Source organism: Actinomadura sp. DC4 (assembly GCF_030406325.1).
Classification (GTDB): domain Bacteria; phylum Actinomycetota; class Actinomycetes; order Streptosporangiales; family Streptosporangiaceae; genus Actinoallomurus.
Genome location: NZ_JAUEQY010000004.1, coordinates 112670 through 137152, shown reverse-complemented (window position 1 = coordinate 137152; position 24483 = coordinate 112670). Strand labels below are relative to the sequence as shown.

Sequence of the window (24483 nt, the reverse complement as noted above, 5' to 3'; positions counted from 1 at the left end):
GCACCCCGGGGGTTACCACCCTACGCGCCCCCGGATACCGGAGCGGCTACCACAGTGCGGGCAGGCCTATCCACTGGGGTAAGACGAAACGCACCACACGGACAAAGCTGATTGCGAACACGATCCACCACCATGCGACTACGCTCCGGAGTTGTGACCGACCTGCGAACACCGCCGATTCACGACGGTGGCCTGTTCCCAGCACGAGTCCAGGAGTACGCCCGCGAGCGGCCGCTGCAGCGGCTGTCGATCCTCGACGCCGGCTGCGGCTGGGCCGAGGAGATCGAGCTGGATTCCGTCGAGTGCGTCATCACCGGGGTCGACGACGACCTCCCGGCGCTGTGCGAGCACACGCGGATCCGGCGCGACCTCGACACCTGGCAGCTCGGCGACCTGCGCACCGTCCCGATGCCGCCACGGGTGTACGACGTGGTCCGCGCGTTGCACCTGATCGAGCGGATCCCGCACGCCGAGCTCGTGCTCGACCGGTTCGTCGCCGCGCTGAAGCCCGGCGGCCTGATGGTGGTGCGGTTCCGCGACCGCGAAACCGCCTTCGGCTATCTCGACCGGAGCCTGCCCCACTGGCCACGCCACCTGCTGTGGCATCACGAGCAGGCGCCCCCGGCGGTCTACGACCGGATCGTCTCGATGGAGGGAATGCGCTGGTACTGCATGATGCGCGGGCTCGTCATCGCCGAGGAATACACCTCGCGCGACACGATGACCGGCTTCGGCCGGTTCATGGGCGTCGTGGTCCGCGCGCTCTCACTGCTCAGCCGCAACCGGCTGACGTCGGCGTACAGCGAGGTCACGCTCGTGATCCGCAAGCCGGAAAACCGCTTCGCGCGCATTATCTGAGGTGTCACGTGCAACGCGTACAGTGCAATGGACAGGCGGTCGAAAACGATCGGAGTCCGCGTTGACCACCGAAGACGGCGATCTGCGCGATCTGCCGACCCATACGCCGGGCCCGGCCGAGCTGGCCGATCTCGAGCTGCTGCTCAACGGCGCGTTCCATCCGCTCACCGGGTTCCTCGGCGCGGTGGACTCGGCGACCGTGGCCGCGGCCGGACGGCTCGCGGACGGGACGCCCTGGCCCGTGCCGGTGACGCTCACCGTCCCCGAAGACCTCGTCAAGGAAGAGCGCCTCGTCCTGACCGACCCCGAGGGCGTGCCGCTGGCCGTCATGCGGGCGGCCGAGGCGTGGCAGTCCCCGGGCGAGCTCCCCGACCCGCAGGGCGACGCGGCCGCGGCCGGCTGGCGGGTGGCCGGCCCCGTCACGCCGCTGAGCGCGCCCGAGCATGGCGCGTTCCGTAGCCTGCGCCTGCCGCCCGAGGCCGTACGCGCGGAGCTCGGCGGCGCCACGACGCTCGCCGTCGCGACCCGTACGCCGCTGCACCGCCGTCACCTCGGCCAGGTCCGGCGGCTCGCCGAAAAGCTCGCCGCCCGCGTCCTGATCCTGCCGCTGCTCGGCGAGGGGCACCACGACTCGCTCGTACGCGCGGTGCTGAGCGTCCGCAGGGAGCTGCCGCCCGGCACGCTGGTCGTGCCGGTCCCGCTCGCCGAGCGGCCGGGCCGCGACCTGCTGCTCAGCGCGCACGTCGCCGCCGCCTACGGCGCCACGCACCTGTTCACGCCCTCGTTCACCGCGGCCGACGAGGAGGCCGCGCCGCTGACCCTCGCCGAGCCCGAACCGTGGGCCTACGACGAGAGCCTCGAGGTGTGGCGGCCCACCTCCAAGATCGACCCCGACCACGTGCGTGAGGAGCCGACCGAGGAGGAGCTGGCCGGCCTGCTCCACCGCGGCGAGCCGATCCCCGACTGGTACACCACGCCCGCCGTCGCGGAGGAGCTCCAGCGCGCCCACCCGCCGAGGCACGGCCGGGGCGTCACGGTCTTCTTCACCGGCCTGTCCGGCTCGGGAAAGTCCACGATCGCCCGCGGTCTGGCGGACGCGCTGGTCGAGCGCGGCGGACGCACCGTCACCCTGCTCGACGGCGACGTCGTACGCCGCATGCTGTCGGCCGGGCTGACGTTCTCCCGCGAGGACCGCGACCTCAACATCCGCCGCATCGGCTTCGTCGCCGCGGAGATCACCCGGCATGGCGGCGTGGCGATCTGCGCGCCCATCGCGCCGTACGCCCGCACGCGGGCCGAGGTCCGCCGCATGGTGACGGCGGCCGGCGACTTCGTGCTGGTCCACGTCTCCACGCCGCTGGAGGAGTGCGAGCGCCGCGACCGCAAGGGCCTGTACGCCAAGGCCAGAGCAGGGATCATCCCGGAGTTCACCGGCATCTCGGACCCGTACGAGGCCCCCGAGGACGCCGACCTGACCATCGACACCTCACGGCTCAGCCAGGAGGACGCCGTCGCTCGGGTCTTCGAGTACCTCGCCGAGGGCGGCTGGGTGCGCGAGGTGTGATTCGAGGGCTCACGTTCGCCGGTAGATAGACTCTGGGTAAATTACCCGGTTTACCGGTAGGACATAGCGATGCACTTCGATCTGACGCTGGCGGCGGGGGCGTTGCTGGTCTCGGTCATCGTCGGCCTGACCGGCATGGGGGGCGGCGCCCTGATGACCCCCATGCTCACCGTCTTCTTCGGCGTGCCGCCGCTGACCGCGGTGTCGAGCGACCTCGTCGCCGCCGCGATCATGAAGCCGATCGGCAGCCTCGTGCATCTGCGGCACGGCACGGTGAACCTCCGTCTCGTCGGGTGGCTCTGCGCCGGGTCGGTGCCATCGGCGTTCTGCGGCGTCCTCATCGCCCGCGCCCTGGGCGACGGCGACCAGGTCCAGAACGTCATCGGCAAGGCGATGGGCGTGGCCCTGCTGATGGCCGCCGCGGGCCTGGCCGTCCGCGGATACCTCGCCATGAAGGACCGGGCCTCGCGCCGCCCCGACCGCCGTACGGCCGAGCCCGGCTCGCCCGCCTCGGAGCCGCCCCCGGTCATCGCCGTACGGCCGGTGCCCACGGTGCTGGTCGGGATCGTCGGCGGGCTGAGCGTCGGCATGACCTCGGTCGGCTCCGGTTCGCTGATCATTGTGACCCTGCTGGCGCTCTACCCGGCGCTGAAGGCCAACCAGCTCGTCGGCACGGACCTGCTGCAGGCCGTGCCGCTGGTGTGGGCCGCGGCGCTGGGGCACATCCTGTTCGGGGACTTCCGGCTGGAGGTGACGGCGGCGCTGCTCGTCGGCTCCGTGCCGGGCGTCATCATCGGCTCCCTGATCTCCGCCCGCGCGCCGGGCGGGCTGATCCGCCGGATCCTGGCGTTCGTCCTGCTGGCGTCCGCGCTGAAGATGTTCGGCGTCGGAAATATCGCGATGGTCTGGACCATGGTCGCCGCCGTGGCCGGCGTCGCGGCGGCATGGATGCTGCTCCGCGTCGCGCACGGCCTGCGCCCGATCGCCCTGCTCGACCGGCCGGCCGCGGACGGACCCGGCGAGAACGCTCCGCGACGCGATCCGGCGGCCCGGCCCTGACCGCTCTTTCGGGTTGACCGAAGTGAACCCGTCCGAACCATTTTTCGTACTTCCGGACGAGGATGACGATCACCGGCAACAATGAGGTCTCGATCCCCATCCTCACGCCAGACCCCGCCATTGCCCTGTGATAGACAAGCTCGGTTCACGGGTGAAGAAAATTGGGAGCAAAAACCATGCGCCGACGCGTGCTAAGTGTGGCTGTCGCCACCGCAGCCGTCACCGCAGGGGCCGTCGTGCCCGCGGCCGAAGCCGACATCAGTCAGAGCGCGGTCGTTTCTACGAACCCGGTCAACACGACGCCGAACGTGACCGACGGCACCGTCCGTGCGATCGCCGTCGTCGGCACGAAGGTCGTCGTCGCGGGCAACTTCGAGCACGTCAAGAACGCCGGGTCGAGTACGTCCATCGCGCGACACAACATCTTCTCCTTCGACTCTTCCACCGGGAAGGTCGACACGAAGTTCGTGCCCAAGATCGACGGCACCGTCTACGCGCTGCAGCCGGGCACCTCGGGCAGCGTCTACGTCGCCGGTTCGTTCACCAACACCAACGGTGCCGGCCTCGGCAGCCTGACCAAGCTGAGCGTCGCCACCGGCAAGGCGGTCAAGGGCTTCAACGCCCGCGTCGGCCACGGCCTGATCTTCGCGATGATCCGCCGCGGCAGCCACGTCTACATCGGCGGCGAGTTCACCACGATCGCCGGCGCGACCCACGCGCCCCTGGCCCGCGTGGACGCCACGACCGGCAAGGCCGACGCCAAGCTCAACATCTCGGTCACCACGCCGCGCCAGGGCGCGCTCAAGATCTACAAGCTGGCGGTCGACCCGAGCGACACCAAGCTGGTCATCGACGGCACGTTCACCAAGGTGGGCGGCCAGCGCCGCTACCAGATCGCGATGATCACCACCTCGGGCACGCCGAAGCTGTCCACCTGGGCGACGGAGCGCTACGCCACGCCGTGCAGCTCCTCCTTCGACACCTACATGCGCGGCATCGACTTCGCCCCGGACGGCTCCTACTTCGTGGTCGTCACCACGGGCGCGCCGCACGGCACGACGCAGCTGTGCGACTCGGCGGCGCGCTGGGAGAGCAGCAAGACCGGCACGGGCCAGAACCCCACCTGGGTGAACTGGACCGGCGGTGACACGCTCCTGTCCGTCTCGGTGACCGGCAAGGCGATCTACGTCGGCGGCCACCAGCGCTGGCAGGACAACCCGCAGGGCCACGACAGCGCCGGCCCCGGCGCCGTGTCCCGCCCGGGCATCGCGGCGCTGAACCCGACCGGCGGCAAGGCCCTGTCCTGGAACCCGACCCGAACCCGCGGTCACGGCGTCGAAACCCTCGTCGCCACCTCCAAGGGCCTGTTCGTCGGCAGCGACACCGACGAGCTCGGCCACGAGTACCACGGCCGCGTCGGGATGTTCCCGCTTCCGTAGCCTCGCCTCGTACCCGATCGAAGCCGCTGGACCTTAAGGTCCAGCGGCTTCTTTCCGTCCGCAGGAATGTGGTCCCCCCGCCTGTCAGGTACGGACGGTCCCCACCGGTATCCGCGACCACGACACCTCACCACGTCCCCGCGCGACACCGCCGGCAAGCCGCCCGGCCTGCACCGCCGAGAGCCCCCGGCGAAGACGAAGGCCGGGTGGTGGGGCGTCGCCCCACCACCCGGCCCCCTTCGGACCGTTAGCGCGTCACGAGGTCGGCGCCAGGACGATCGTCCACGTCAGCGCCTTGCTGGCCGCGTCCGTGGTCGCCGTCAGCCCGCCGTACGTCCCGGTCGGTACCGTCCCGCCACTGTCCGCCGTCAGTGACGTGACCCGGCCGCTGCCGCTGCCCACCGAGCTGCCGCGCGACGTCACGCCGGCCGGCGCCGTCCATGCCCCCGTCGTCGAGGACTTGTCCGACCAGTACGTCACCGCCCAGCTTCCCGCCGCCGTGACCGTGGCCGTCGGCGACGTGTGCGACGTCGACGTCGCCGCGTCGGTGGTCTTGGCGGCGACCGCCACCGGGGCCGTTGCGCTGGTCCCCTGGTACGCGAGAACACGCAGGTTGGCCTTCGCGTAGTCGCTGAGACCCACCGACACCGTGTGCCCGGCGTCCCCGGTCGTCGCGACCCGTTGCCAGATCGTGGAGACGGCCGTGCCGCTGGTCTGGGTGCCGACCTGCTGCCAGCCGCTGGGCGGCGTGACCGTACGGGTCGTGTCGTTGTCGGTGAACTCCAGCAGGAGCCCGTCGCCGGCCTGCACCGAGGCGGGCACCGTCACCGTCGCGTTCGTCGTGTTCCCGTTGTAGACGTCAGTGCCGACGTAGGCGATGTTCGCCGCGGCCGGGTGCACCTGCTGCGACACCGTGGCGGTGCCGCCCCGGTTGTCGGTGACGGTCAGCTTGGCCGTGTAGGTGCCCGCACCGGTGTAGGTGTGCTGCGGCGTCGCGCCGGTGCCGGTCGCGCCGTCGCCGAAGTCCCAGGCGTACGACGCGATGGTGCCGTCGCTGTCGCTGGACCCGGTGCCGTCGAAAGCGCAGGCGAGGTGGTCGCAGTTGGAGGTGAACGCGGCGGTCGGCGGGCTGTTGGGCACGCCCGCGTACAGGAAGACGCCCTGGCCGCGCCAGTCGCCGGAGTCGACGACCGCCGGAGTGCCGGAGGGCACGCCGCCGGTGAAGTCCAGGCTCCGCAGCTTTCCGTCCGCGGTGCTGACGTAGTACAGCTTGCCGCCCGCGGTGAACATGCCGCCGACCGTGCTCCAGTCGACGCCCGGCAGGTTGCCGGTGGCGCTGGTCTCCAGCGCGCCGACGACGTCGCTCTCGGGGTTGAAGCCGCGGTAGTACAGCGCCGACGTGCCGCGCGTGTAGTAGATGCGGCCGTTCGCGTAGAACATGCCCTTGATCGACTTGACCTGGTTGTGCCAGTCGGTCTCGCTGACCAGGGCGTCCGCGCCGTTGACCACGCTCGGCGAGCCGAAGGTGGAGCCGTCGAAGGTGCGCCGGTTGAGGCTGCCGTCCGAGGTTCCGGTGTACAGCCTGTCGTTGATCATGAAGGCGCCGCGGATGGTGCGCCAGTCGATCCCGCCCGTGCCGTCGCTGGTGACCGAGCCCGCGGTGGTCCCGTCGAAGGAGCGGTGCTGGAGCTGGTTCACCGTCGCCGTGCCGCCGGAGTAGACGTCGCCCGGCAGCGTCCCGGTGTACTGCGCGGGCAGCGTCTCGCCGCCGGAGGTCGGGAACAGCGCGATCTTCTGGTGGGTCTCGCCGCCGGTCTCGTCGGTGTCGCTGGCCATCCACAGTCCCTGCTGCGTGGCGAGCAGGTCGAAGACGCCGACCCCCCGGGTGCGCCCGGGGTTCCACTGGAACGGCATGCCGCTCGCCGGGTCGAGCGCGGCGATGCCCGAGCGCTCCACGGCGCCCTGCCCCGGCGCGTCCGAGCCGAACGGGTTGTTCGACCAGCGGAAGTGACCGCCGATGTAGACCGCCGAGCCGGTGACCTCGACCGCGTACGTCGTGTCGCCGCCGGTGTAGGTGATCCAGGTCGGCGAGAGGCTCGATCCGGTCGCGGAGGTCTCCCAGCGTGACTGCGAGTCGCACATCTTCGAGGTGCCGCCCGCCGCGCCCGTCGTGGAGACCACGAAGAAGCTGCCGTCCGGCGACATGTCCACGTCGCGCATGTACGAGTCGAACGAGGCCGAGCACTGGGCGGCGTACCGGCTCGTCTGCCAGTCCGCGAGGCTCGCCGAGGTGCCGGTCAGGTCGAGCATGACGATCTGTGGCCGGGACTGGCCGCCGACCGAGGTGAAGTTGCCGACCGCGACGAGCTTGGACCCGTCCGGCGTGACGTCCATCTTGTAGACGAGCGTCGTGCCGTCGTTCTGGGTGCCGGCGAACGGCAGGCTCTGGAACGCGTCCCGCCGGCCGGTGTCCGGGTTCAGCGTGGCCAGGGCGTTCTGCGCGACCCCGTCCACCAGGTCGAAGTTGCCGCCGACCCACAGCCGCCCGCCGGCCAGCCGCAGGTCCTTGACCCGGGCGTCCACGTTGGGCGTGAACCCGGCGACCGGCTGGCCGGTGTCGACGTCCAGGCGCGCGAGGACCTTGTGCGCGACGCCGTCGATGTGGGTGAACAGGCCGCCCAGGTAGATCGAGTGTCCGTCGGCCGCGGGCAGCAGGACGCTGACCTCGCCGTCGGCGGACGGATGGAAGTTCTCGTCGATCTTGCCGGTCGTCGCGTTGAAGGCGAGCACCCGGTTGCGGGTGATCACCGTCGACGACCCGGCCTCCTTCACCTGGGTGAAGTTGCCGCCGAGGAAGATCCGGTCGCCGATCTGCACGACCGACTGGACGTCGCCGTCCACGAGGTCGGGGGTGAAGCCGGCCGGATCGGCATTGACGATGCCGGTCTGGGGCGGGTCCGCCCGCGCGGACGTACCGGCCGTCGTCGTGACGAGCCCGGCCGTCAGCAACAGAGCGGCCCCACTGACGATGAGACTGCGAAGGCGCACGTGGCACTCCTCTTCCGCGCGCCCTCAACCCGGCCAAGCGGGGGCGGCCGCCGAGGGAGCTGTTTCACGTGTTCAAGGCAATGTAACGGCACCACACGCTGCGATGTCATCACTTGAGCCACCTTGTGGTCTCTTATATCCGTTACGCACCTTCTACGCCTGCAGTGGGCGGCGGTCGTTATAGTGCGCAACCATGGACAGACGTATGCCCTGGCGCGCCTTCCTGGCTTTGGCGACGGCGACATCGCTCGTGGCGTGTGGCGGCGGCCCGGGCGGTGACGACCTCCCAGGGCTCTCCGACCGCAGCGGCGGCGCGTCCGCCACACCGGACAAGTGCACCGTGTCGGCGAAGCTCGTCCCCTCCTGCGGTGCCTGGTGGGGTGTCACCCCGGCCGTCGGCGCCCGGCAGGACCCCTCCTCGATCGTCCACGCCTACGAGCGTCAGATCGGGCGTCCCGTGGACATCTACCACGGCTACCACTCGACCAACGACCTGTTCCCGACCGCGAGCGAGATCGCGCTCACCCGCGAGTCCGGCAGGCACCGCATGCTCGTCCTCAACTGGAAGCCCGACAGCGGGAAGACCTGGCGGCAGGTGGCCGCGGGCGCGGCGGACGCGCAGATCGACCGCGAGGCGGCCTACCTCAAGTCGCACTTCACCAAGAAGTTCTGGCTGGTCATCCACCACGAGCCGGAAGAAGAGGTCAAGACCGGGCTGAACTCCGGATACACCGCCGAGGACTACCGCAAGATGTTCCGCCACGTCGTCACGGAGTTCCGCTCCCAGGGCGCGCGCAACATCCTGTTCACGATGGTCTACATGGGTTACAGCGGCTACATGGTCAAGCCGTGGTTCAAGGACCTGTACCCCGGCGACTCCTACGTCGACTGGGTGGGCTTCGACCCGTTCGCCAAGTCCAACATCAAGGACTTCCCCGGCCTGCTGAACAAGGTCGCCGCGCCCCAGCAGAGCCTCGGCTTCCCGGGCTTCTACGACTACTCGAACAAGTACTTCCCCGACAAGCCGCTCATGCTCTCGGAGTGGGCCGTGCTCGAGACCCCGGGCGACCCGGGCCGCAAGCCCGCCTTCTTCCGCAACGTCGCCAAGGAGTTCGCGAACTTCCCCCGCGTCAAGGCGCTGGCCTACTACAACACGACGCACGCGGTGAACATGCCGGACGGCGGCAACACGAGCATCGACGCGACGCCGTCCGCGCTGAAGGCCTTCCGCACGCTCGGCAAGTCGCCGGAGTTCAACGTTAGGCGCTGAGCACCGGCGGTCGCGGGTTAGTCTCGGACTTCCGCAGGCGACACGAGAACAGGGCGTCAGGTTGGGCACAACGAGGGTCATCCCTCCCCAGGTGATGGCACGGCCGGCCGTATGGCGTCCGCGACCCGGCTGGCCGCTCGCCGTGATCTTCCTCGGCTTCCCGGTCTGGTGGCTGCTCGGCCTGGGCATGCTGATCTTCCTGATCATGAGCGTGCCGATGGCCGTCCATCTCTACAAGCGCCGCTCCCGGCTGCTCGCCCCGCGCGGGTTCGGCGCCTGGATCCTGTTCTGCTGCTGGGTGCTCCTCGGTGCGGGGGTGCTGTGGGCGAACGCCCCCGGCGCCGTGCCCGGCGGGAGCATGGGACGCCTGCTGCCCTTCGCCTGGCGCATCGCCTGGTACGCCGCCGCGACGATCGTCCTGCTCTACATCGCCAACCTCAGCGACGAGGAGCTTCCCGCCGACCGCGTCGGCCGGCTGCTCGGCTCCATGTTCATCGTCACGACCGCCGGCGGCCTGCTCGGCACGTTCGCCCCGCACCTGCAGCTGACCTCTCCGGTCGAGATGCTGCTGCACACCAACAACACCTTCCTGCTGGACGCGATCCACCCCAAGACCGCCGACGTCGCGACGATCCTCGGGTACGAACAGGCGCGCCCGATGGCGCCGTTCGCGTACGCCAACACCTGGGGCGCCGCGTACGCCTTCTTCCTGCCGTTCTTCGTCATCACCTGGATCTGGCGGGCCGACCGGTGGCGTCGCGTCGCCGGCATCGCCGTCCTGCTCGCCTCGCTGTGGCCGGTGGTCTACTCCCTCGACCGCGGCCTGTGGATCGCGCTCGGCATGATCATGTGCTTCGCCGGCCTCAAGATGGTCGCCCGGGGCGGCCGGCGCGCGCTGCGGCTCGCGGTCAGCGGCCTCGCCGTCGGCGTGCTCGTGTTCGTGGTCTCCCCGCTGCCCAGCATGATCGAGGCGCGGATCCAGAACCCCCACAGCAACAACCGCCGTACGCTCCTCGCCGAGCAGAGCGTCCGCAGCTCGCTGACCGGCTCCCCCGTCGTCGGCTTCGGCACGACCCGCGCGGTGCAGGGCAACCTCAGCTCACTCACCGGCGGCGACCGGCCGGGCTGCAAGGCCTGTGGCGCGCCGCCGCTCGGCACGCAGGGCCACCTCTGGCTGCTCCTGTTCGCCAACGGGCTCGTCGGCACGGTGGCGTTCGGCGTCTTCTTCATCACCCGGTTCGCCCGGCACTGGCGAGAACGCTCGGCATACGGCGTCGCGGGCTGCTGTGTGCTCCTCGCGTTCGGCTTGTTCCTGTTCATCTACGACCTGGTGGAGGTCCCGCTGTACACGGTGATGATCGCGGTCGCGCTGATGTGGCGCGCCCGGCGGGAGGCCGACGGCGTGGAGGTCACCGCGTGAGCGGCCGTACGACGGCGGGTCCGTGGGCCGAGACCGTGGCACGCCTGTGGCCGGACGCCGAGGTCGGCGAGGGACCCGATCCGGAGGCCGTACGCGCGTTCGTCTTCCTGCCCAGCGCCGACCGGCCCCGGCTGCTGCTGCCCGCCGGGCTCCCCGCCGCCGCCGCGGGCGCGCTGCGCCGGTACAGCCACGACCTCGGCCCGCGTGCGCGGGTGACGCGCGCGGCGACCGCGACGGCGGTGCGCGCCGGCCTCGCCGACCGGATGCTGCGCGACCGGCTGTTCGTCACCGGCGCCGGCGCGTCGATCGAGGACCGCCTCGGCGAGCTGCTCGGCCGGCCGGTCGTCATCAGCGTCGGGCTCGGCTCCGCGCGGGCCAACCGCAAGCCGATCCTGCACGCGCTGACGCCGCGCGGCGAGCCGGTCGCGTTCGTGAAGGTCGGCGACACGGAGATGGCGCGCGACCTGATCGCGGGCGAGGCCGCGGCGCTCGCCCGGCTCGCCGGGCGCTCCTTCGAGCGCCTCCGCGTGCCGCGCGTCCTGCACCACGGCGAGTGGCGCGACATGAGCCTGCTGGTCCTCACTCCCCTGCCGACCCGCGCGCTGTCGCTCCGGCCGCGCCCCGGCGCCCCGGTCGCGGCGATGCGCGAGCTGACCGGCGCGACGCGCCGCGTGCCCCTGGCCTCGAGCTCCTTCTGGCCGCGGTTCGCCGACGTGCCACTCGACGATCCCGACCAGCGCAAACGGCTCGCCGACGCGGCCGGGCGCATCGGCGAGGCGTACGGCGGCGACGAGGTGGACTTCGGCGCCTGGCACGGCGACTGGACCCCGTGGAACATGGCCTGGCACGGTGGCCGCCTCCAGCTCTGGGACTGGGAGCGGTACGACCCCGACGTCCCGGCCGGCCTCGACCTGCTGCACTACCGGTCGCAGACCGGCGGCGGGTACGACGCCTGGCCCGACGCGGGCCTGCTCGCCCCGCTCGGCCAGCGGGGGCGGACCGCCGCGATCACCACCGAGCTCTACGTCCTCGAACTCACGCGCCGCTACCTCCGCGCCGCCCAGGGCGACCTGGGCGAGCCGCTGCGGGCCCAGGCGGCCGCGCTCCTCGACCTGCTGTACGCCAACGCCGGGAGGACGGCATGATCTCGCGACGCGACGCACCGCAGTGGATGAAGGAGGGCGGCCGTACGCTCACCCGTACGGCCGGGCGGCTCAGCTCCGGGATCCGCATGCTGCCGGAGTTCCTGCTGGTCGGCACGCAGCGCGGCGGCACGACCTCGCTGTTCCGCGCGCTCGCCGGGCACCCCGACGTCGCCCAGCCCAACCTCCACAAGGGCGTGCACTACTTCGACGTCAACTACGGGCGCGGGCAGGAGTGGTATCGCGGGCACTTCCCGGTGCGCCGCGGCTCGCGGCTGGCGTTCGAGTCGGCCGGCTACTACATGCACCACCCGCTGGCCCCGGACCGCATCGCCGCCGACCTGCCCGGGGTGAAGCTCCTCGTCCTGCTCCGCGAGCCCGTCGAGCGCGCCTACTCCGCGCACAAGCACGAGGTGGCCCGCGGCTTCGAGACCGAGACCTCGTTCGAGCGCGCCCTCGACCTCGAGCCCGAGCGCCTCGCCGGCGAGGTCGAGCGGATCAAGGCCGAGCCCGGCTACGTGAGCTACAGCCACCGCCACCACTCCTACCTCGACCGCGGTCACTACGCCGACCAGCTCCAGGTGCTGTTCGACCTGTTCGGCCGCGACCGGGTGCACGTGGCGTTCGCCGAGGACTTCTTCTCCGAGCCCGAGCCCTGCTTCGACGGGATCGTCGACTTCCTGGACCTTCCGCGCTGGCGGCCGGCCACGTTCGAGCGGCACAACGCGCGGCCGGGCTCGCCGCTCTCCGAAGCGCTGCAGACGCGCCTGGCCGACTACTTCGCGCCACACGACGCACGGCTCACTGCCCTGCTGGGCGAGGTCCCCCCGTGGCGTCGCTGACGCCCGTACGCGAGACGCCGCTCGTCACCCCCGCCGACGAGCCGGCGCCGGTCGACGCCGTGCGCCTGGGCCGCTACTCCGGTTTCGTACGCCGGCAGTGGCCGGTCCTGCTCCTCGCGCTCGCGCTCGGGGCCGTCGGCGGCATGGTCCGCTCGGCGACCTCGCACCACGCCTACACCGCGACGGTGAGCGTGCTGTGCCCGCCGGTGGCGATCGAGTCCGGGCTGCCGCCCCTGGCGGACGGGCCGTACGCCGCGATCGACCAGAAGCCCATCCTCGACACCATGGACACCGAGGCGCAGCTGGTGAAGTCGGGCTCGGTGCTCGAACAGCTCAAGCGCGTGCCGGGCTTCAAGGTCTCGGGCGACGAGCTCGCCGAGCGCGTGACCGTCACCGCCTCGGCGTACTCCCGCGTCCTGGTCATCGGCGTCCGCGCCAACCGGCCCAGCAACGCGCGGCAGGGCGCCCGCACGCTGGCGCGGGGCTTCATCAAGCTGCGCGACCGCGTCATCGGGCAGTACCAGACCCGCGACCGCCAGACGGTCAACCGGCGGCTCACCGTCCTGGAGGCCGAGCTGAAGGTGCTACCGGCCAACAAGTACGAGATGAGCCGCATCACCGCGCGCACCCGCCGCCAGGCGATCCAGCGGCAGATCATGGACGCGAAGAAGCAGCTGCGCTTCACCGACCAGTTCGCCGAGGTCGTGAGCACCGCGAAGAAGCCGACCCACCCGGACGACCCGGGCTCGGACGTCAACCGCACGTCCGGGATGGGGATCGGGCTGCTCGCCGGGATCGTCGTCGGCCTGGTCCGCGACCGGCGCCCGCGCCGCCTGAGCTTCGCCCGTGACGTACGACGGCGGATCCCGGTGCCGATCCTGACCGACACGGGCCGGGAGGACCTCGCCGACTCCGGACGGCGGCTGCGTAACCTGGCCTTCGCCGAGGACGCGCGGACCGTGCTCCTCACCGGCATGCCCGGCGACACCGCCGACGCCGTCGCGGTCAGCGTGGCCGCGGCGTTCGCGCACGGCGGCGCGCCGACGACCCTCCTGCGGGTGGCGGACGACCAGTTGCCCGTCCATCCCCCCGAGGACCCGTGGGAGGGCGAGCAGGACGACGGGCTCGGGTCCTTCCGCGTGGTCGCGCTGGCGGTCAACTACGGCGACCGCGGCCTGGCCGACGCGGTGGAACAGGCGCACCAGGGCGCGGGCGTGGTCGTCATCTCGGGCCCGCCGCTCGACACCGCCGAGGCGGTCACGCTGGCCGCCCTGTCCGACATCACCGTGGTGACCATCGCGCTCAAGAAGGTCACCGACCGGCCGCTCACCGCGGCCATCGCCCACCTCATCAGCGCCGGCGCTCCCCCGCGCGGGATCGTGATCACTCAGTCGAAGGAAGCGTCGTGAGCCCCGAGTTCCCGTCCGTCTCCGTCATCGTCGCCACGCACGACCGCCCGGAGCTGCTCGCGCGGGCGATCGCGGCCGTACGCGCCCAGGACTACCCCGCGTCCGTCCAGTGCGTCGTGGTCTTCGACCAGGCCGAGCCGGATCCGGCGCTGGCCCGGGACGACTCCGATCGCCCGGTCACCGTCGTCACGAACTCCCGTACCCCGGGCCTGGCCGGCGCGCGCAACGCCGGCGCGGCGGCCGCCTCGGGCGAGCTCCTGGCGTTCTGCGACGACGATGACGAGTGGCTGCCGGCCAAGCTGCGGCTCCAGGCCGCGCGGCTCGCCGAGACCGGCGCCGACGTCGCCGTGTCGGGCATCCACGTCAGCTACGGAGACAAGACGATCACGCGAGTGCCGCGCCCGGAGGACGTGACGCACACCGAGCTGCTGCGCCGCCGGGTGATGGAGGCCCATCCGTCCACCGTCGTGGTCCGCCGCGCGGCGTTCCTCGACAAGATCGGCCTGGTCGACGAGGAGATCCCCGGCAGCTACGCCGAGGACTACGACTGGATGCTGCGGGCCGCCGAGGCCGGCCCGATCGCGGTCGTGGCCGAGCCGCTCGTCACCGTCCTGTGGGGACGGACGTCGCACTTCAACCGCAAGTGGCGCACGATCAGCGACGCGCTGCAGTATCTCCTGCGCAAGCACCCGGGGTTCGCCGACGACCCGCGCGGCCTGGCCCGGGTGCAGGGCCAGATCGCCTTCGCCCACGCGGCCCTGGGCGAACGCCCGGCGGCCCGCTCCTGGGCGGTGCGCACGCTCCGCAACTCCTGGCGTGAGCGCCGCGCGTACCTCGCCCTGCTGGTGTCGTTCCGGCTGCTCAGCGCGGACCGCGTGCTCCGGCTCGCGCACGCGACCGGCCGCGGGATCTGATCAGCTCCTGCGCGCCAGCAGGTCCGCGACGAGGCCGCCGAACCTCGCGACCGACGCGGCGACGTCGCCGCCGTCGGCGACCACCGCGAAGTCGTCGGGGGCCTCCAGCGCCCGGTCCAGGATCCTGCGGAAGGCGTCCTCGTCGACGGCGGTGCTGATCAGGCCCTTGGCCTCCATGCGGGCGCAGAAGCGCAGCTGGTGGTCGTCCACGTGCTCGCCCAGTGCCGGGGAGCGCGGGACGACGATCGGCCGGCGGCCGTGCCGGCGGCTCTCGGTGATCGTGGTCGGCCCGCCGTGGCAGACGACGACGGCGGCCTCGTCCAGCAGGGAGGTCAGCGCGCCGTGGTCGAGGTAGGCGACGCCCTCGGCGCGGCGCGGCGGCGCCGAGGTGCCGTGCTGCACGACGCACTGCACGCCCTCCGGCAGCCACGCGTCGACCCACTGGACGAGCCGGTCGAACGGGTGGTGGTCGGTGCCGACCGAGACGAAGACGAGCGAGCTCAAAGAAGGCTCCCGATGACCTGGGCGTGGGGGTAGAACCGGGTCTGCTCTTCCCACTGCACGCAGAACAGGTCGGTGATGGGGCGGCAGAGCCGGCCGGTCAGCGTCGGCGAGTCGAGCCGGTCGTACACCTCGATGTAGACGGTCGGCACGCGCATCACCTTGGCGACGACGAAGAAGGGGAACGCGACGGCGGCCCCGGTCGAGACGACGACGTCCGGGCGGTCGCGGCGCATGACGCGCACGGCGAGGGAGAAGTTGCGAATGAGGTTGCGCACATTTCGCGTCGTCGGGTGATGCGCCCACACGGCGTTCTCGCCGTCGAGCTGGGAACGGGCGTCCTCGGTGCCGAACGTCACCCAGGTGCGTTCGCGCTCGTTCCACCACGGCCGCAGCGCGAGGAGCTGGGCGAGGTGGCCTCCGCTGGAGGCCACGAGGAGAATGTGCTCCCGGTCTGCCGACATGCCGATCAATGTAAACGGAACTTCAAGACCTGACGACCGATTTGGGAACTGAGGATAGTGTCGTGCCGAGCAGATGACCCTGGGCAGGGGTGCTATTCGAGGGAGAGACCAGCGCATGGCGGCTGATCAGGACGCACAAGGCCGATTGACGGGGGTGGCGCGACGCCACCTCAAACTCATCTGCTCGCTCGCCGCCGCGGCCACGGTCATCGGGGTTCTGGGCGGCCTGCTGCTGCCGGCCAGCGCCAAGGCGACGGCGACGGTGCTGATCAGCCCACTCGACGGCAACCCGTACTCCCCCAACGGCCGCGGCGACGACCTGACCAACCTCGAGTCGGAGGCGCAGCTCGTCCGCGCCGACGCGGTCCAGCAGGTCGTACGCCAGAAGCTGCGCACCGCCGACCGCTCGCGCGTGACCGTGACCGTGCCGCCCAACACGCAGGTGCTGCTGATCACCTACACGGGGTCGAGCGCCACCGCGGCGCGCGACGGCGCCCAGGCCTTCGCCAACGGCTACCTCACCTACCGCTCGCAGCGGGCGCAGAGCGTGCTGACCGACCGCGCCAACAAGCTCCGCGAGCAGGAGAAGAAGGTCCAGCAGGAGCTCGCCACCACGACCAAGCGGCTGGCCACCGCCACGCCGGGGCAGAAGACCTTCCTGCGGCAGCGGATCTCGGCCTACAACAACCAGATCGGCGTCATCGACGAGCAGAACAACGACATCGCCGCGACGCCCGTCACCTCCGGTTCGGTCATCACGCCGGCCCAGCCGCCCAACGGCTCGCTGACCACGCGTGCCGCGATGTTCGGCGGGGCGGGGCTCGCGGTCGGCCTGTTCGCCGGTCTGCTCATCGCCCTCGCCCTCGAACGCTCCGACCGGCGGCTGCGCGACGTGCGCACGGTCCAGCGCCTCGGCGTCCCGGTGCTCAGCACGGTCTCCTCGGCGGGCGGCCTGGTCCTGGTGACCGCGCCCAAGAGCCGGGCCGGAGAGGCGTACCGGCGGCTGCGCGCCGCCGTGGTCGCCTCGGTCTCCGAACGCCCGGTCACGCTGCTCGTGACGAGCGCGACCCCGGCGGCCTCCGCGACGCTGACCAGCTCCAACCTCGCCGTCGCGCTCGCGCACGCCGGCTCGGCCACGATCATGGTGGACGCGAGCTTCTCCGAGACGAGCCCGTCGGCGCTGTTCGGCCTGGGCCAGTCCAAGGGCCTGTCCGACGTGCTGATGCGGGGCACCGACCCGACACAGTTGCTCGTCCACGCCGACTCCCAGCTCCGGCTGCTGCCGCGTGGTCCCGGCGCGGGCGCCGCCGCCGAGCGCTTCAGCGGCCCGCGCATGCGCGAGACCGTACGCCTGCTGCGCGACAAGGCCGAGTACATCCTGATCAACGCCCCGAGCGTGCACGACGCCAACGCCCAGGCGCTCTGTACCCTGGCCGACGCGGTCCTCATCGTGGTCACGCTCGGCCAGACGACGCGGCAGGACATCGAGCAGGCCTACACCGAGGCCGAGCGCGCCGGCGCCATCGTGATCGGCACGGTCATCGAGGACAGCCGCGTACGCCGGGCCGGCACCGGCCGCGACAGCACGCCGCGGTCCTCCTCGCGCCGGGGTGACCACGCCTCGGGCTCCACTCCGCAGCCGCGCGAACAGCGTGAGCCCGACTACTCCCCCGGCACAGCCGTGGCGCGGCGCTCGCGCGACCAGCCGCAGGGCGCCCCGACGCCGCCCGCCACGGGCAACGCCAGCGTGACCTCCACGTCGCCCGACTGGTCCCGGTTCTCAAGCGGTGACGAGGTGCAGTCGCAATCACAGCCGCAGCCGCAGTCGCAACCGGCTCAGCCGCAGGCACCGGCGCAGCCGCCCTCCGACACCTCCGACTCGACGGAGACCGCCGTCCACAAAGCGATTGAGGCATGACGTCTGAGCCTCATCTGTCCCGGCTCGCCCGGGGCGGCGCCCTCAACCTGGCCGGTGCGGCCTCGGCCGGCCTCATGGGGTTCGCGCTGGTGTTCGCGGTCGCGCACGCCTACCCGCAGAAGGTCGCGGGCGCGTTCTTCGCCGCCACCTCGCTGTTCGTCATCCTCAACGCGGTCGCCGGGCTGGGCAGCGACGCGGGACTGCTGCGCTGGCTGCCGCGCCACCTCGCCCTCGGCGACCACGGCGCGGCCCGGCGTACGGTGCCGGTGGCGCTCGTGCCCGTCGTGGCGGTGGCGTGCGCAGGCGCCCTCACGCTGTTCGTCGCCGCGCCCGCGCTCGCGGGCGGCATCGGCGGCGGGCAGGTCGCGCCGATGCTGCGGGTGCTCGCGGTCTTCCTCCCGGTCGCGGCCGCGCACGACGCGCTCCTGGCCGCCACGCGCGGGCACGGCACGATGCGGCCCACCGTCGCGATCGAGAAGATCTTCCGCCAGGTGGCGCAGGTCGCCGGCGTGCTCGCCGTGTCGGTCGTCAGCACCAGCCCGGTCGCGCTGGCGCTCGCCTGGGCGCTGCCGTACCTCATCGGATTGGTCGTCGCCGTCGCCTGGTACCTCGGCATCGCCGGACGGCTGACGACCGGGCCCGCCGACACCCGGGCGCTCGCCGGGGAGTTCTGGCGCTACACCGCGCCGCGTTCGGTGGCGCAGATCTGCCAGACCGCGCTGCAGCGCGCGGACATCGTCCTCATCGCCGCGCTGGCCTCGCCGCGCGAGGCCGCGATCTACACCGCGGCCACCCGGTTCATGGTCATCGGCCAGCTCGGCACGCAGGCGGTCCAGCAGGCGATGCAGCCCGCGGTCAGCCGGCTGATCGCGCTGGAGGACCGCGAGGGCACCGCGCGGGTCTTCGCCGGCTGCACGACGTGGACGGTCGCGCTCACCTGGCCGGTCCACCTGTCGGTCGCGGTCGCGGCGCCGCTCTACCTGTCCCTGTTCGGGCACGGCTACGGCTCCGGGCAGTCCGCCACGATCATCCTCGCCCTGGCCATGCTGCTCGCCAGCGGCACCGGCCCGGTCGACGTGATGTTGCTGATGGGCGGCCGGAGCGGGCTGAGCCTGGCCAACAACGCCGCCGCGCTGATCGTGGACCTCGCGCTGAACGCCGTGCTCATCCCGTGGCTCGGCATCACCGGCGCCGCGATCGCGTGGGCCGCCGCCCTGGCCATCCGCAACGTCCTCCCGCTCGTGCAGGTTCACCGGATCTTCGGCATGACCCCCGCGGGGGCCGGGCTCGGCTTCGCCTCCGGCGCGGCGCTCGCCTGTTTCGGCGCGCTCCCCCTGCTGGCCCGGCTGACGTTCGGCACGACCGCCACGCTGGCAGGCCTGGTTCTCGGCGCGGGCTGCTACGCCGGGCTACTGTGGGCCGGGCGTGCCCGCCTCGCACTCACCGCGTTCGCCGCTCTGCTCCCCGGGCGCAGAGCCACTGAAGGAATGGTCAACAATGCTTGATGAGGTACGCCGGCGTCTGCATCCCCGACGGTTGCGGAGCACCGGCAGGCGGGCCAAGCAGGCGCTCCGCAAGGCGGGCCTGGCGCCCGCCGGCCCGGTCTACGGCCGGCTGGCCGACGCCGGTCGCGCGGTGCCCATTCCCCCCAAGGCGCGCGTCCTGCTGTCCACGGTCCTGCTCCGGCGTCCCGGCCACATCACCGTTCCGATCGACCGGCTGCTGCTCGGCGCCCAGGGCGGCTGGACCGCGCGGGAGTTCGCCGAGCGCACCGACGACCTGCTCTGGCCCTCGACGCGGCTGATCGACGGACCGCACGTCGACCTGCTCCGGCGCACCGACCCGTCCGACGAGGAGATTCTGGCCTCCCCGTACGGCCGGCTGGCCCGTCGCTGCATCGACGCGGGCGGCCACTACTTCGGCGCCCGCGACGACGCCGGGATCGTCGCGGGGGCACGGAGCCTGCTGTCCGGCGAGCCGCGCGAGCGGCGCCCGCAGCAGAGCGGGCGGCTCGACCCGATCCTCGTCGCGCCGATCCGCGGCTCCGACCACTACCAGGTGCTCGACGGCCACCACCGGCTCGCCCACGCGGCCGTACGCGGGGAGACCACCGCGCGCGTCGTGACCAAGTGGCTGCCGGTCACCACGCCCCTGCAGGACCTGCTGCTGCGGATGAGCTGGCTGGATGGCACCAAGGAGCTCTACCAGCCGATCGAGGCCCCGGAGCTGGAGCAGAGCTGGACGACCGTACGCCGCTGCACCGACCGGCTCGAGAAGATGACCAAACTCCTCGCCGAGCGCGGCATCACCGGCTCCTACCTCGACGTGGCGAGCTGTTACGGCTGGTTCGTGGCGGAGATGGGCAGGACGGGTCTCGACGCGCAGGGGCTGGAGCGCGACCCGCTCGCGGTCCCGCTCGGCCGCGCGACCTACGGCCTGCGGGAGGGGCAGATCGGCACCGGTGACGCGGTGGAGTTGCTCGCCTACAGCGACCGCGTGTACGACGTCGTGTCCTGCTTCAGCCTGCTGCACCACTTCGTCCTCGGCCGGGGCTCGGTCGGCCCCGAGGCGCTCGTGAAGCTGCTCGACCGGGCGACCGGCAAGGTGCTGTTCCTCGACACCGGCCAGGAGAACGAGGCCTGGTTCCGTACGTCCCTGGAGGGCTGGAACGCAGGCACGATCGCGGACTTCCTGCGGCGGCACACGACGTTCGGCGAGATCATCGACCTCGGCCCCGACGACGACGCCCGCCCGCCGTACGCCGACAACTATGGACGGCACCTGTTCGCCTGTATCCGCACATGAGGATGGTCGCGGCGCTGCTGGTACTCGCGGGCGGCGTCGTCTCCGGCTCACCTTCGCCTGACCATCGCCTCATGCTGGGCGCCACAGGACAGACCCGGCAGGAGACCCAGCAGCGCGAGATCGAGACCGGCCACCGGCTCGACGGCGTACGCGTCTTCCGGCGCTGGGACGAACGGCTCTTCGACGGCAACCAGCAGTGGGCCAAGAAGACCGGCCACACCGTGTACCTGTCGATCAAGTCACGGCGGCTGAACGGCGCCAAGCTCAAGTGGCACGACATCGCCACGGCCCGGCCGGGCAGCCCGCTGTGGTCGGACATGCAGCGGCAGGCGAACGAGATCAAGCAGTTTGGCGCGCTGGTGTACGTCGTGTTCAACCACGAGCCCGACGCCAGGACCTCCGCACCGATGGGCGGGCCGGCCGACTTCGTCGCGGCCTGGCGGCACGTCGTCGGCACCTACCGCGCCGCCGGGGTCCGCAACGCCCGCTTCGTGTGGACCATGACCGGCTGGGCGTTCACCGCGAAGGCCGGTGGCGGGCTGACCCGCGCCGACCAGTACTACCCGGGTGACGCCTACGTCGACGACATCGCCGCCGACAGCTACAACTGGAACACCTGTCATTCGGCGTCCGGCACGTGGCAGAGCCCGTCCCAGCTGGTCGACCCGGAGCGCAGGTTCGGGCTGCGGCATCCCGGCAAGGGCCTCATGCTGCTCGAATGGGGCTCGGTCGAGGATCCCTCGCGCCCGGGGCGCAAGGCGCAGTGGCTGCGCGACATGGCCCGGCTGCTGGCCTCATCGCCGTACCGGCAGTTCCGCGCCGCCCTCTACTGGGACGACCGGCACACCGGCCAGAAGGTCAACTCGGCCTGTAACTTCGACTACCGCACGTCGCCGGACGCGCTGAACGCCTGGCGTTCGATCGCGACCGCCCCGGCCCTGGCCGCCCGTACGGCCTGTGACCTGGGCGACTGCGCCAAGCGTCCCCATCGCCGCTCCCGCCTTCCCCTGCTGGCCGGCGGCGCCCCCGCCGCTGTGATCCTGACCGGCCTGATCGCCTTCGGCATCCATCGTCACCGGAAGGCCGGTTAGGGCGTATTGCCCGGCGAGTCGGCCACGGAATGGATAGGCTCGCCTACCTGAGAGACTGACGAGGAGACCCCCCATGGACATGCGCGTACGCCGCGCCTTGGTACCGGCCTTCCTGGCAGCCGCGTTGATGCTGCTGCTCGGCTGGCACGCCGTACCTGCCCGGGCCGCGAGCGTCGACCCCGAGCTCGTCGCGGAGTCCGTCTCCGAGGACGGCTACTACGTCGACTCCAGCGCGTCCTACCTCAAGTCCGACGCCAGCCTCGACAAGCTGCGCGAGGCCATCGAGGACGCGGGCCGCGCGGGCGTCGTCGTCCTGCCCGCCGGCGTGCCGACCCAGCCCGTGATCACCCGGCTGCTGCACGAACCGAACCGCCGGGCCACCTACCTGATCCTGAGCGGCAGCCGCCTGCAGGCGGTCTCGAACAACCTGTCCGGCTCGAAGGTCAACGGCCTGCTCTCCAAGGCCAAGCAGGCCGGCAGCCCGCCGTCCGAGGTGATCTCCTTCCTCGACCTGATGAGCGGCAAGCACCCGGTCGCGACCGGCGCCAAGCCGTCGACCTCCGGCGTCCCCAACACCGAGCCCACGGCGGACGCGACCACCGACGCGCCCAGCGCCGCCCCGGTCACGGCGGCGAACAAGGACTCGGGCGGCGGCAACGGCCTGCTCTACGGCATCGTCGGCGTCGTGGTCGTGGCCGTCCTGGCGGTCGTGGGCCTGTTCGTACGGCGGCGCCGCAAGCAGGGCACGCCGCCCGCGCCCGGTCCCGCCCCCGGCCCGGGCGGTCCTGGGCCCGGCCCTGGCCCCGGTCCGGGTCCCGGCCCGGCTCCGGGCCCGCAGGATCCGTCTCAGTTCTGAGCCGCCTCGTTATCCGGTCGCGTGGCCGGGTGGATCATGGCAGGATCGGGCTCGTCAGCAAGAGCCCGCAGAGGAGGTGACCCCGATGATCGCCATTCGTGACATCCGGGTGTCCCCTCTCGCCGTCTTCCTTCGCTGACCGCGCGGCCGGAGAGGCACCCTCCATCCGGAGGACTCATGTCTGTTTCACCGTTCCGCCTCGACGTCTCCGACGACGTCCTGACCGACCTTCGTACGCGCATCCGCCGTACACGCTTCACCCCGGCCTCCGCCACCGAGCCGTGGAAGGCGGGCACCGACCCGGCCTACCTGCGGTCCCTGCTGAACTACTGGGCCGACGGGTTCGACTGGCACAAGGCCCAGGACGACCTCAACCTGCTGCCCCATCACCTGGCCGACGTGGCCGGGCAGCGCATCCACTTCATCCACGTACGCGCCGCCGGGCGCCCGCGCCTGCCGCTCATCCTCACGCACGGCTGGCCGAGCAGCTTCGTCGAGATGCTTCCGCTGGTGCCCCTGCTCACCGATCCCGCGCGGTTCGGCGGTGACCCCGACGACGCGTTCGACGTGGTCATCCCGTCGCTGCCGGGGTTCCTCTACTCCGACCTGCCGGCGGGCCGCCCGATGACCAGGGACGTCACCGCCGACATCTGGCACACGCTCATGACCGAGGTTCTGGGTTATTCGGCGTACGGGGCCTTCGGCGGTGACATCGGCGCCGGGGTGACGGGCTGGCTGGCGGCCCGCTATCCCGAGAGCGTCACGGGGATCCACCTCATCCACCCGAGCATGCCCGCGAACGTGGACGACCCGCCCCTCTCGGACACCGAACGCGCCTTCCTTGCGGCGCTGGACGCCTTCGACGAGCGTGACCGGGGCTACAGCGAGATCATGTGCACCCGGCCGGACACGATCGCCGCCGCCCTGCAGGACTCCCCCGCCGGGCTGGCCGCGTGGCTGGTGGACAAGTACCACGACTGGTGCGACGGCGACCTGGAGAGCCGGTTCGACCGCGACGACCTGCTGACCGTCTTCACGCTCTACTGGGCGACCGGCACGATCGGCTCGTCGTTCCGGCAGTACTACGACTGGACCCCGGGTCCGGCACGGCCGCTCGTCACGGTGCCGGTGGGGGTCACGATGAGCGCCGAGCCGGTGTACCGGGACTTCCCCCGGTCACTGGCCGAACGCTCCTTCAGCGACATCCGCCAGTGGCGCGGCCCGACGAAGGGCGGCCACTTCATGCCGCTGGAGGAGCCCGAGATGCTGGCGACCGACCTGCGGACGTTCTTCCGCCCGCTCCGCTGACGGGTGGAGCCGTCCCGGCCCCCGGTGGACCGGGGCGGCTTCCCGACGTGACACTATCGAGACATACGTCACTTTTGACCTTTTAGGAGGGCGACAGAGATGGCTCCGAAGATCGCAACCGCCGACCACGTCGAGCGCGCCGAGCTGCTCGACTTCCTCCGCCCACGCCACCACGGCCTACTGTCGACCACACGCGGCGACGGCCGGCCCCAGCTGTCCCCGGTCTCCTGCGGCGTCGACACCGAGGGCCGGATCCTGGTGGCCACCTATCCGGAACGCGCCAAGACCCGCAACGCCCGCCGCAACGAGAGCGTCTCGCTCTGCGTCCTGTCCGACGACTGGGACGGTGCCTGGGTCCAGGTGGACGGCCGCGCCGAGATCCTGGACATGCCGCAGGCCGAGGACGACTTCGTGGAGTACTACCGCAGCATCTCGGGCGAACACCCGGACTGGGAGGAGTACCGCGAGGCCATGCACCGCCAGAACAAGTCCCTGATCCGCATCACCATCGACTCGTGGGGCCCGATCGCCACCGGCGGCTTCCCTCCGGGCCACACCGCCTAGACACCACCCGC

20 protein-coding genes are annotated in these 24483 nt (G+C 71.7%); 17 read left to right on the top strand and 3 right to left on the bottom strand.

Annotated features, from left to right (window positions below; translation table 11 throughout):
- The first annotated feature begins 153 nt into the window (after positions 1 to 153).
- The 4 genes from QWU11_RS07955 (at position 154) to QWU11_RS07940 (ending at position 4920) form a co-directional block, all read left to right on the top strand.
- Positions 154 to 858, top strand: a complete 705-nt coding sequence (locus QWU11_RS07955) for a class I SAM-dependent methyltransferase (RefSeq protein ID WP_290104396.1) — start codon at positions 154 to 156, stop codon at positions 856 to 858.
- Positions 859 to 919: 61 nt separating this feature from the next.
- Entirely contained in the window at positions 920 to 2422 is a 1503-nt protein-coding gene (gene cysC / locus QWU11_RS07950; protein ID WP_290104395.1) for an adenylyl-sulfate kinase, read from the top strand.
- 69 nt (positions 2423 to 2491) lie between these two features.
- Positions 2492 to 3481, top strand: coding sequence for a sulfite exporter TauE/SafE family protein (locus QWU11_RS07945; RefSeq protein WP_290104394.1), 990 nt, complete (start codon positions 2492 to 2494; stop codon positions 3479 to 3481).
- 236 nt (positions 3482 to 3717) lie between these two features.
- The gene (locus tag QWU11_RS07940; RefSeq protein ID WP_290104393.1) at positions 3718 to 4920 is read left to right on the top strand and encodes a hypothetical protein; all 1203 of its coding nucleotides are present in this window, start codon (positions 3718 to 3720) and stop codon (positions 4918 to 4920) included.
- Positions 4921 to 5175: 255 nt separating this feature from the next.
- On the opposite strand, the gene QWU11_RS07935 is transcribed toward QWU11_RS07940, so the two are convergent.
- Positions 5176 to 7968 carry a PKD domain-containing protein gene (locus QWU11_RS07935; RefSeq protein ID WP_290104392.1) on the bottom strand — a complete coding sequence of 931 codons (2793 nt, stop codon included), beginning with the start codon at positions 7966 to 7968 and terminating at the stop codon, positions 5176 to 5178.
- Between the two features lie 193 nt (positions 7969 to 8161).
- Here QWU11_RS07935 and QWU11_RS07930 point away from each other — a divergent pair, with 193 nt between their 5' ends.
- The 6 genes from QWU11_RS07930 to QWU11_RS07905 all read left to right on the top strand — a co-directional run bounded on the left by QWU11_RS07930 (position 8162) and on the right by QWU11_RS07905 (position 14965).
- Positions 8162 to 9238 (top strand): glycosyl hydrolase, encoded by a 1077-nt coding sequence (locus QWU11_RS07930; RefSeq protein WP_290104391.1) that lies wholly within the window; start codon positions 8162 to 8164, stop codon positions 9236 to 9238.
- 94 nt (positions 9239 to 9332) lie between these two features.
- Complete coding sequence (locus QWU11_RS07925; protein ID WP_290104681.1) at positions 9333 to 10658, top strand: hypothetical protein; 1326 nt, start codon at positions 9333 to 9335, stop codon at positions 10656 to 10658.
- Entirely contained in the window at positions 10655 to 11803 is a 1149-nt protein-coding gene (locus QWU11_RS07920) for a hypothetical protein (RefSeq protein ID WP_290104390.1), read from the top strand. Before QWU11_RS07925 ends, QWU11_RS07920 begins: the two co-directional genes overlap by 4 nt.
- Complete coding sequence (locus tag QWU11_RS07915) at positions 11800 to 12642, top strand: sulfotransferase domain-containing protein (protein WP_290104389.1); 843 nt, start codon at positions 11800 to 11802, stop codon at positions 12640 to 12642. The genes QWU11_RS07920 and QWU11_RS07915 overlap by 4 nt, the downstream gene beginning before the upstream one ends.
- Positions 12630 to 14051, top strand: coding sequence for a hypothetical protein (locus QWU11_RS07910; protein ID WP_290104388.1), 1422 nt, complete (start codon positions 12630 to 12632; stop codon positions 14049 to 14051). Before QWU11_RS07915 ends, QWU11_RS07910 begins: the two co-directional genes overlap by 13 nt.
- Entirely contained in the window at positions 14048 to 14965 is a 918-nt protein-coding gene (locus tag QWU11_RS07905; RefSeq protein ID WP_290104387.1) for a glycosyltransferase, read from the top strand. Before QWU11_RS07910 ends, QWU11_RS07905 begins: the two co-directional genes overlap by 4 nt.
- Here the strand turns inward: QWU11_RS07905 and QWU11_RS07900 are convergent, their stop codons facing one another.
- The gene (locus tag QWU11_RS07900; protein ID WP_290104386.1) at positions 14966 to 15469 is read right to left on the bottom strand and encodes a glycosyltransferase; all 504 of its coding nucleotides are present in this window, start codon (positions 15467 to 15469) and stop codon (positions 14966 to 14968) included.
- Positions 15466 to 15930: a PssD/Cps14F family polysaccharide biosynthesis glycosyltransferase gene (pssD, locus tag QWU11_RS07895; RefSeq protein ID WP_290104385.1), complete on the bottom strand. Its 465-nt coding sequence runs from the start codon at positions 15928 to 15930 to the stop codon at positions 15466 to 15468. The genes QWU11_RS07900 and pssD overlap by 4 nt, the downstream gene beginning before the upstream one ends.
- Before the next feature lie 115 nt (positions 15931 to 16045).
- Between pssD and QWU11_RS07890 the strand changes: the two genes are divergently transcribed.
- The 7 genes from QWU11_RS07890 to QWU11_RS07860 all read left to right on the top strand — a co-directional run bounded on the left by QWU11_RS07890 (position 16046) and on the right by QWU11_RS07860 (position 24472).
- Positions 16046 to 17848, top strand: a complete 1803-nt coding sequence (locus tag QWU11_RS07890; protein WP_290104384.1) for a tyrosine-protein kinase domain-containing protein — start codon at positions 16046 to 16048, stop codon at positions 17846 to 17848.
- Positions 17845 to 19353, top strand: a complete 1509-nt coding sequence (locus QWU11_RS07885; protein ID WP_290104383.1) for an oligosaccharide flippase family protein — start codon at positions 17845 to 17847, stop codon at positions 19351 to 19353. Before QWU11_RS07890 ends, QWU11_RS07885 begins: the two co-directional genes overlap by 4 nt.
- Positions 19346 to 20653 carry a hypothetical protein gene (locus tag QWU11_RS07880; protein WP_290104382.1) on the top strand — a complete coding sequence of 436 codons (1308 nt, stop codon included), beginning with the start codon at positions 19346 to 19348 and terminating at the stop codon, positions 20651 to 20653. Before QWU11_RS07885 ends, QWU11_RS07880 begins: the two co-directional genes overlap by 8 nt.
- Entirely contained in the window at positions 20650 to 21744 is a 1095-nt protein-coding gene (locus QWU11_RS07875) for a hypothetical protein (RefSeq protein WP_290104381.1), read from the top strand. Before QWU11_RS07880 ends, QWU11_RS07875 begins: the two co-directional genes overlap by 4 nt.
- Positions 21745 to 21817: 73 nt before the next feature.
- On the top strand, positions 21818 to 22600 hold the full coding sequence (locus tag QWU11_RS07870; protein WP_290104380.1) for a hypothetical protein: 783 nt from the start codon (positions 21818 to 21820) through the stop codon (positions 22598 to 22600).
- Between the two features lie 177 nt (positions 22601 to 22777).
- Entirely contained in the window at positions 22778 to 23908 is a 1131-nt protein-coding gene (locus QWU11_RS07865; RefSeq protein WP_290104379.1) for an epoxide hydrolase family protein, read from the top strand.
- A gap of 99 nt (positions 23909 to 24007) precedes the next feature.
- Entirely contained in the window at positions 24008 to 24472 is a 465-nt protein-coding gene (locus QWU11_RS07860) for a PPOX class F420-dependent oxidoreductase (RefSeq protein WP_290104378.1), read from the top strand.
- Positions 24473 to 24483: the final 11 nt, after the last annotated feature.

Excerpts from the sequence above, each read along its gene's own strand:
- QWU11_RS07945 (WP_290104394.1), top strand. The coding sequence starts at position 2,492 with ATGCACTTCGATCTGACGCTGGCGGCGGGGGCGTTGCTGGTCTCGGTC.
- QWU11_RS07930 (WP_290104391.1), top strand. The coding sequence starts at position 8,162 with ATGGACAGACGTATGCCCTGGCGCGCCTTCCTGGCTTTGGCGACGGCG.
- QWU11_RS07925 (WP_290104681.1), top strand. The coding sequence starts at position 9,333 with ATGGCACGGCCGGCCGTATGGCGTCCGCGACCCGGCTGGCCGCTCGCC.
- QWU11_RS07915 (WP_290104389.1), top strand. The coding sequence starts at position 11,800 with ATGATCTCGCGACGCGACGCACCGCAGTGGATGAAGGAGGGCGGCCGT.
- pssD (WP_290104385.1), bottom strand. The coding sequence starts at position 15,930 with ATGTCGGCAGACCGGGAGCACATTCTCCTCGTGGCCTCCAGCGGAGGC.
- QWU11_RS07890 (WP_290104384.1), top strand. The coding sequence starts at position 16,046 with ATGGCGGCTGATCAGGACGCACAAGGCCGATTGACGGGGGTGGCGCGA.
- QWU11_RS07885 (WP_290104383.1), top strand. The coding sequence starts at position 17,845 with ATGACGTCTGAGCCTCATCTGTCCCGGCTCGCCCGGGGCGGCGCCCTC.
- QWU11_RS07880 (WP_290104382.1), top strand. The coding sequence starts at position 19,346 with ATGCTTGATGAGGTACGCCGGCGTCTGCATCCCCGACGGTTGCGGAGC.
- QWU11_RS07875 (WP_290104381.1), top strand. The coding sequence starts at position 20,650 with ATGAGGATGGTCGCGGCGCTGCTGGTACTCGCGGGCGGCGTCGTCTCC.
- QWU11_RS07870 (WP_290104380.1), top strand. The coding sequence starts at position 21,818 with ATGGACATGCGCGTACGCCGCGCCTTGGTACCGGCCTTCCTGGCAGCC.
- QWU11_RS07865 (WP_290104379.1), top strand. The coding sequence starts at position 22,778 with ATGTCTGTTTCACCGTTCCGCCTCGACGTCTCCGACGACGTCCTGACC.
- QWU11_RS07860 (WP_290104378.1), top strand. The coding sequence starts at position 24,008 with ATGGCTCCGAAGATCGCAACCGCCGACCACGTCGAGCGCGCCGAGCTG.